At 44.6% G+C, this 7,937-nt stretch carries 9 protein-coding genes; 3 read left to right on the top strand and 6 right to left on the bottom strand.

Translation table 11 applies throughout. From position 1 onward, the window contains the following. Positions 1-97: 97 nt before the first annotated feature. The 5 genes from ACTHUM_RS00625 to ACTHUM_RS00605 form a co-directional block, all read right to left on the bottom strand. Positions 98-544: a DNA/RNA non-specific endonuclease gene (locus ACTHUM_RS00625; protein WP_070646392.1), complete on the bottom strand. Its 447-nt coding sequence runs from the start codon at positions 542-544 to the stop codon at positions 98-100. Positions 545-642: 98 nt separating this feature from the next. Continuing rightward, on the bottom strand, positions 643-1,650 hold the full coding sequence (locus ACTHUM_RS00620; protein WP_440398553.1) for an IS5 family transposase: 1,008 nt from the start codon (positions 1,648-1,650) through the stop codon (positions 643-645). Positions 1,651-1,660: 10 nt separating this feature from the next. Continuing rightward, positions 1,661-3,175, bottom strand: a complete 1,515-nt coding sequence (locus ACTHUM_RS00615; protein ID WP_440402788.1) for a ParB family protein — start codon at positions 3,173-3,175, stop codon at positions 1,661-1,663. Further along, positions 3,172-4,059 carry a ParA family protein gene (locus ACTHUM_RS00610; protein ID WP_440402787.1) on the bottom strand — a complete coding sequence of 296 codons (888 nt, stop codon included), beginning with the start codon at positions 4,057-4,059 and terminating at the stop codon, positions 3,172-3,174. The genes ACTHUM_RS00615 and ACTHUM_RS00610 overlap by 4 nt, the downstream gene beginning before the upstream one ends. 145 nt (positions 4,060-4,204) lie before the next feature. Then, on the bottom strand, positions 4,205-4,579 hold the full coding sequence (locus ACTHUM_RS00605) for an Mth938-like domain-containing protein (RefSeq protein WP_440402786.1): 375 nt from the start codon (positions 4,577-4,579) through the stop codon (positions 4,205-4,207). A gap of 206 nt (positions 4,580-4,785) precedes the next feature. Here ACTHUM_RS00605 and ACTHUM_RS00600 point away from each other — a divergent pair, with 206 nt between their 5' ends. From ACTHUM_RS00600 to ACTHUM_RS00590, 3 genes are all read left to right on the top strand, one after another. Beyond that, entirely contained in the window at positions 4,786-6,093 is a 1,308-nt protein-coding gene (locus ACTHUM_RS00600) for a homoserine dehydrogenase (RefSeq protein ID WP_004520380.1), read from the top strand. Further along, positions 6,086-6,520, top strand: a complete 435-nt coding sequence (locus ACTHUM_RS00595; protein WP_004520379.1) for a hypothetical protein — start codon at positions 6,086-6,088, stop codon at positions 6,518-6,520. Before ACTHUM_RS00600 ends, ACTHUM_RS00595 begins: the two co-directional genes overlap by 8 nt. 147 nt (positions 6,521-6,667) lie before the next feature. After that, positions 6,668-7,162 carry a hypothetical protein gene (locus ACTHUM_RS00590; RefSeq protein ID WP_049328665.1) on the top strand — a complete coding sequence of 165 codons (495 nt, stop codon included), beginning with the start codon at positions 6,668-6,670 and terminating at the stop codon, positions 7,160-7,162. 46 nt (positions 7,163-7,208) lie between these two features. Here ACTHUM_RS00590 and ACTHUM_RS00585 read toward each other — a convergent pair whose 3' ends face one another. Further along, positions 7,209-7,925 carry an S-methyl-5'-thioinosine phosphorylase gene (locus ACTHUM_RS00585; RefSeq protein ID WP_049343856.1) on the bottom strand — a complete coding sequence of 239 codons (717 nt, stop codon included), beginning with the start codon at positions 7,923-7,925 and terminating at the stop codon, positions 7,209-7,211. Positions 7,926-7,937: the final 12 nt, after the last annotated feature.

Raw genomic sequence — 7,937 nt, 5'->3', positions numbered from 1 at the left:
TATATATAGACAGCGGTAACCCCCTCTCCTGAAAATTCAAGTGCCAAGCTAAGCATACGTTTTTGTATTTCTGATATCTTATCTTCAAATTTCATTTTTACTTTCCTGTGTTGTAAATCTTTTCAACTTTTTTAATGCCATCAATTTCATATTGAATAACAAAATGATCTGGCCTTAAACTATTTCCCTTGTATTGTATATCAACATTTACCGTTACGCGTTTCTTTTCCATTAATGCATTTGCCCATTCATTTTCTAGAATTTTATAATTGCTTAAATTAACTCCGCTAAGCTGGGATACCAGATTATCTAACTTTGGAGACCCGCCAAATCTATCTCCCGCCAAATGACCAGCATGATCACCACTGAGTTTTCCCGGAGTATTAGGGTTATGATGAAGCCTGTCGGAACGTTTGGTTAACTGAAGCTCTTGTGCTTCCCATGTTTTTAACCGCCCAAGATGATCAGTTTGGTATATATATTCAAACTCTCCGGCTGAGACCTTTGCAAAATTCCTTTTCCTCCGACAGCCGAAACCTAACACAGGTTTTCGGCTGTTTTTGTTTCAAATATCTACTGATTCTACTCAAATACCCCCATAATCCCCCTTGGATACCTGATAATCAGGCATCCGGCCGCCTTTTAAGCAGCAACAGGCACACTTAGCCTGTTAGCCGCTTTCAAAAGGTTCAAACACATCGCCTTCAGATGGCTTTGCGCACTTACTTTGAGCAGACCGAAATAGGCTGCCCGGGCATAGCGGAATTTACGGTGCAGTGTACCGAAGCTTTGTTCGACCACATAACGGGTCTTCGACAAATATCGGTTGCGTTTGGTTTGCGCTTCCGTCAGCGGACGGTTGCGGTGTGCTTTGCGCATAATGCCGTCCTGCAGTCGACGCTCTTTCAGATGTTGCCGGTTTTCCTTACTGTCATAGCCTTTATCGGCATAGACGGTCGTACCTTTGGGCAGTCCTTCCAACAAAGGCGACAGGTGTTTGCACTCATGGGCATTGGCGGGGGTAATGTGCAGTTTCTCAATATAGCCTTCCGCATCGGTACGGGTATGTTGTTTGTAACCGAGTCTGTATAACCCGTTTTTCTTTATCCAACGGGCATCGCTGTCTTTACTCGGTGTGGTTTGGCCGCTGACTTGTCCTTCGTCATCGACTTCTATGGCCTGGCGCTGTTTGCTGCCGGCGGTCTGAATAATGGTGGTGTCAATGACGGCGGCGGATGCTTTCTCTACTTTTAGGCCTTTTTCGGTCAGTTGTCGGTTAATCAATTCCAGCAATTCGGGCAGGGTGTCGTCTTGCGCCAGCCAGTTGCGGTAGCGGCATAGGGTGCTGTAATCGGGGATGCTCAGTTCGTCAAAGCGGCAAAACAGGTTGAAGTCGATGCGGGTGATGAGGCTGTGTTCGAGCTCGGGATCGGAGAGGCTGTGCCATTGTCCGAGCAGGACGGCTTTGAACATGGACAACAGGGGATAGGCGGGACGCCCTCGGTGGTCTCTAAGGTAACGGGTTCTTTGACGATTCAGGTATTGTTCGATCGGCTGCCAATCAATCACCTGATCCAACTTCAATAGTGGGAAGCGGTCGATGTGTTTGGCAATCATGGCTTGGGCGGTTTGCTGGAAGAAGGTGCTCATGGGAAATCCCCTAAATGTCTTTGTGGGAATTTAGGGGATTTTGGGGAATTTTGCAAAGGTCTCTATTTGTCTGCCAATTCAACACAGAGGCAATGATGTTCTCTTTGTTGCCAATGCCGCAGTTTGTATATTCGTCGTATTTGTCGGGATCTTCGTAGGCAATACGAAGTTTTGAATCATTTTTCAGCGAAAGTAGGGGATTTGAGCTATCGCCAACATCAAACATGAAGTTATCGATACCGCAAAGCTTCCACAGGAATGTAAAAACATTGCCGGCTTCCTCATGCAAAACATCAATAGCATAGATTGCATTTTCGGCACTGGATCCTGAAATATGCTCAAATGCTGGATACTCGACATACCAACCGTATGCGAAGTCTTTGTGGGTTTTAAAGCAATCAGACAGGTTCACTTTGGCCAACAACTTACGAACCGCAGAAAACAGTTTTTTGCTAGTTTGATCCAAAGTAACCTGATGATTCTGAACATCCAGGGCTTCGAACCCTGTCTGTTCAGTTCCTTTCAGCTCATCCTCTGCATCAGTCTCTGGGCTATCTTCTTTAGCTGGCACAGATTCAATAGATGAATCCCCTGACTCAGTGTTATTTTCAGATGCTTCTTTTTGATGCAAATTGACATCTTGTTTGACAGCTGTTTCAGATTTATTCTTATCAGATAAATTTTCTGTTTCAGGAAAGGCTTCAGCACCATATTCAAATTTGAATTTGTTGAGTACAAACTGACAAAGCTCATGTACGTCTAACTCTGTTGCAGAATATTGGTTATGCCACTGATCCAGCACATCTGACCATAAATATTGGAAAGAGTCGTCCAACTGAATTGATTTAGAAATTGAGAACAGGGTAGAGTGAAGTTTTTTAATTTCTTCAACTTTTGCATGGGAAAGTTTGAATGCGTATTCTTGAAGCTCCTGTAAGTTATCAGAAGCAAAAAAGAACAGTCCTAGAGTTTTATGAGAAACCGTAAGCCCTTTATCAGAAAACATCACTTCCAGTTCGCGCAAAGAAAGTTTCCCTGAGTCAGATTCATCTTGGAAAATATCGCGAATTTCGGCGTATTTGCAGGCTTTATCCCAAAAACACATTTCAGCACGCAGTTCGTTTTCAACAAGGTGCGCAACCTGCAATGTAGTTTCGTCAGAGTAGGGGATGTAAATGCACGGCATCATACGGAAGCGGTTATCGCCAGTTTCTTCCAAGAGTTCGCGCAAGATTTTGAGACGGGTATTACCACCCTGTGCCAGTACATATTTACTTTCACCAGGTCGCTGGGTAACGTGTACCGGTTGTTGAATACCTGAAGAACGAATGGACTCTTTGATGGCCTCATAGCTGGAAACATCATGTAAACGGCGTGGGTTTTTGTCAAAGAAATCGATCTCGCTGATTGGCAACGACATTAACATGCCCTGAGAAGGAGTATCCTCGAGGCCAAAACTCATATTTGTCTGTGCAGGTGTACCGATGTGTAGGCTCAAAGCTGCTTTGGTTTGGCCCAGATTCATGACTGTACCTCCTCTTGCAGCAGGCTGGTCATGTCGTTGAAACAGCTTCCACGCAATTTTTTATTTTCGATACCAGGGAAAATCTCATAAACAATACGGTGCATGATTTCATAAGCGGGCAGCATCTTTCCAAGCTGTTTACGCTCATGGCAATGAACAGGAACTCGTAACGTTGTGGCTTCCTTATATGCTTTGGCAGCAGGAACTGCTACGCTCAGCAATTTACGTCTGTCGTCTAAGGTATTACTAAAGAAGTCTTTGATAGAGGATGCGATGAATTTCGCATCATTGGTACGATCTTGCGCGTAGATGATGGCTCGTAATTGAGGCATGGGGATGCGCATTGCTTCGCCTTTTTGCAGTCGCTTCAGAAGTTCTTGGGTACCAGTGAGAAACTCACGGGCACTCAAAACTTCAGGCATAATCGGGCAAAGCAAGCATGTAGCAGCGAAGGCAGCTGTATCCAAGAGAGGGCCGACTGCACCCTGAGTATCGATCAAAACCACATCGTAGTTATTCTGTATGTATTGTGAATGCAGTTTGCTTCTCAGCAAAAAGGCACGATCGGGACGAGAAGTTACTTCAGTCTCGACAAAAGCAGAAATGTTATTGGAAATAACGATGTCTAAATTTGGGAAAACGGTATTGGATATTGTTGAGCGGATGACTTCTTCGGTATTTTCACCGAGAAGCAATTCGACAATACCATTTGGAGCGCGGTGGCTTATTGGGTAGTATTTAGACAGTGATGGCTGAACGTCGCAGTCGATCATTAGGACGCGGAGTCCAATATCAGCGAGAATGCCGGAGACATTAGCAATGAGTGTTGTTTTGCCTACGCCGCCTTTGGTAGCGGCCGCAGACAATATTACGGGTGCGGACATAATATTTCCTTGTATAATCAAGGAACAACGTCAGCGAGAAGAGGTAATTCAAGATGTTATGCTTAAATCATCTTGAATAGGAAATTTAACATAATATAAATTATGCGAATTTGTACTAGTATGATGCAAAAGTCTTTTCTACAAATTATGGCCACAACCAAGCCCATGTGCTTCGGCCTTCGCCTTGCAGTAAAACTAAAGTTCGGCAAGTGGAGGCTGTGTTCATGCATTCAAAGCCGATTCCGTAGGCTGATAAGGCTGCAGCAATTTTGGGATGCAGGAATTTTTGTTTTTCTCCTGTACCGATAATAATGACTTCTGGACGGTTTTCTGCTGTTTCAATTGCTGATATAAAAATTTGTTCGTTTAATTCTCCGATGGTTGTTTGAGGAATGATGCTCACTTTACCATCTTGCCAGCAAATGGGTTCTGAATATGTTTGTTCACCGATTTGCAATATGCCTTGTGAGGATGAAAAAAATGATGCGGTTTCATCAATATGGTTTTCTGTGATTTTCATGGCAATTCCTGTTTTTATGGTAGAACGATTTTTCAGACGGCCTTGGGAAACTTGCAAAAAAAGGTGCAAGATCAAGCAATATCAGGTAGGATTCAACGTTTGACCTTGTGCATTGATGCTTTGCTCTGAATTTACGATTGCAAGCGATTATAACAAGCCTTGGTTTTTCGTGATTATTTTAAAGTATCGGCTCAAAAGGAGACACAATGAAGCCAGTAAATATCGGTCTTTTAGGTTTGGGTACAGTCGGTGGCGGTACGGCTACTGTATTGCAGGACAACGCTGCGGAAATCAGCCGCCGCTTGGGACGAGAAGTCCGTATTTCTGCTGTTTGTGATTTGAGCGAAGAAAAAGCCAAACAAATTTGCCCGAATGCTGCTTTTATCAAAGATCCGTTTGAGCTGGTTCAACATCAAGATGTTGATGTTGTTGTGGAATTGTTTGGCGGTACCGGTATTGCCAAAGATGCGGTATTGAAAGCGATTGAAAACGGCAAACACATTGTTACTGCCAATAAAAAACTACTGGCCGAATACGGCAATGAAATTTTCCCTTTGGCGGAAGAAAAAAATGTCATGGTGCAGTTTGAAGCTGCTGTTGCCGGCGGTATACCAATTATCAAGGCTTTGCGTGAAGGCTTGGCTGCGAACCAAATCCGCAGTATCGCCGGTATTATTAATGGTACCAGCAACTTCATTCTGACTGAAATGCGTGAAAAAGGCAGCGCGTTTGCAGACGTATTGAAAGAAGCTCAGGCTTTGGGCTATGCAGAAGCTGACCCCACTTTTGATATCGAAGGTCATGATGCCGGCCATAAAATTACGATTATGAGCGCATTGGCATTTGGTACGCCGATGAACTTTTCTGCCTGCTATTTGGAAGGCATCAGCAAACTCGACAGCCGCGATATCAAATACGCTGAACAACTTGGCTACCGTATCAAATTGTTGGGGATTACCCGTAAAACCGACAAAGGCATCGAGTTGCGCGTACACCCTACTCTGATTCCTGAAAGCCGTCTGCTGGCTAACGTTAACGGCGTGATGAATGCTGTCCGCGTCAATGCCGATATGGTTGGTGAAACCTTGTATTATGGTGCAGGCGCCGGTGCATTGCCAACGGCTTCTGCCGTGGTTGCCGATATCATTGATATTGCCCGCCTGATTGAAGCTGAGACTGACCATCGTGTCCCTCACTTGGCATTCCAACCTTCACAAGTTCAAGTGCAAAATATTCTGCCTATGGATGAAATCACCAGCAGCTACTATCTGCGCGTTCAAGCAACTGACGAACCAGGAACTTTGGGTCAAATTGCCGCACTCTTGGCCAAAGAAAATGTTTCTATCGAAGCTTTGATTCAAAAAGGCGTGATTAATCAAAGCACTGCTGAAATCGTGATTCTGACCCACACCACGGTGGAACACAATGTCAAACGCGCTATCGCAGCGATTGAGGCGTTGAGCTGCGTGGATGCTCCGATCACCATGATCCGCATGGAAAGCCTGCATGACTGAGCAACAAACGGAAAGGCCGTCTGAAGAACAACTGGCGGCCAGAAAGAAAGCCAAGGCAAAAATCCGCACCATCCGCATTTGGGCATGGATTATTTTGTCTTTGCTGGCTCTGACCGCCCTGCTCTCACAATGCGCCATGAACAAGCCGCAGATGAAGCAAAATGTGGTGGAATCTTGTGTGAAAAACATTCCTTTTGCTGAAAAATGGCAAACTGATTTGAAGGCAAAAGGTTTGGATGCGCAAAACGAGAAATTGGCTCAAGACTATTGTGTCTGCATGTGGGATCAGCCTTTAAGCAAACTCTCTGACGAGCAAATCCGAAACTTCGGCAAAATCAGCCCTGAGGAGCAACTCAAACTCTTGGGTGGCGCGGAAGCTTTTGAGGCACGCGATAAGCAATGCGTGGCTGATTTAAAGGCTGAGTAAACCAAAATTATCGGTTTAAGCCAAAGCTATAAGGCCGTCTGGACAACAGACGGCCTTTCTTATATTGAATAAATAGTAATAAGAATTGATTTCATTATATTTTAAGTTTAAGATAGCTTGGTTAATTGCTTTTCTATGGTTGTTGCCATGCGTTACCACTTTCCTATTGCCGTTGATATTTATGATTTTTTGTATACCGGCCGGTTTGACTATCTGGAAATCGGACAATCGGCAGAGTCTATTTTGCAGATGTTTCCTGCGCCTGATTGCGTCCCTAAAGGCTTGTTGGTACAAAAAGGCTGGAATATTTGGCTTTATGGCGATATCGAACTGCATTTCTCCGACAATCGTTTGACACAGATTCGCGCTGATTTTCAGCCTGATGCTGCACTAAGCGGCGGCCGTTGGGTAAAATTGAATCCGTGGTTTTTTGCAAATGGCTGCCTTGATGTTTATGCCGTCATTCAGCGCTTGGTACAACGCAATATTGACTTTATTAAAACGGAAACGCATACCAATTTGATTTTACAGCTGCAAAGCGGGGTCGAATTGATTTTTGAAAAATGTCGGGGCATGCAACTTGCCTCGTTCCGCAAACAAAAAGCTTCCCTGCCTCATTGGGCGCGTGAAACGGCTTCTTAACTAAAACAATGCCGTCTGAAAACATCATTTCAGACGGCATGATCAATTACAAACCATTCAATAATTGTCGGATTTTCGTCATCGCCATAGAAGTCTGTTCATTACAGCCTACAGTCCCTACTCCGCTATCAAAGCAATCAATGCTGCTGACGCTGCAAAAGTGGGCATAGGCCATTTTCAACTCTCTGGCCAAAACAGCTTCGGGCATACCGGTCATACCAAGTACATCTACACCATCATTGCGATAACGGGCAATTTCTGCGCGAGTTGGACGGCGCGGGCCTTGCAGGCAGCCATATACTGCTGTGTCGTAAATCGGCACATTGTGCGCTTTCGTGATATTTAATAACTTTTGTCGCAATTCATTGCAATAAGGGTTGAAAAAATCGGTATGGACGACAGGGCATTCTTGGCCTTCAAAAAAAGTATCTTTACGGCCATAGGTATAGTCAATCAAATCGTCCGGCAACACCAGACTGCCGTTTTCAAAATCAGGGTTGATACCGACGACTGAAGAAATGGCAATAATGTTTTCAACGCCTAAAGAGTGCAATGCCCAGATATTGGCGCGATAGTTGATTTCATGCGGCGCGATGGTATGGCTGAAGCCGTGTCGGGCGAGAAAAACAATGTCCAAGCGCCCCAACCTGCCGAACAAAATAGGACTGCTGGTTAAGCCGTATGGAGTGCGTACGATTTTTCGTTCAGTAATTTCGAGTTCCGGCAGTTTGGTCAAACCGCTGCCGCCGATAATGGCTAACATATAGACTTCCTT

It is taken from the genome of Neisseria sp. P0021.S006, assembly GCF_051956895.1.
Note: the sequence above shows the minus strand (reverse complement) of the source record. Positions and strands in the feature narration are given on the sequence as shown.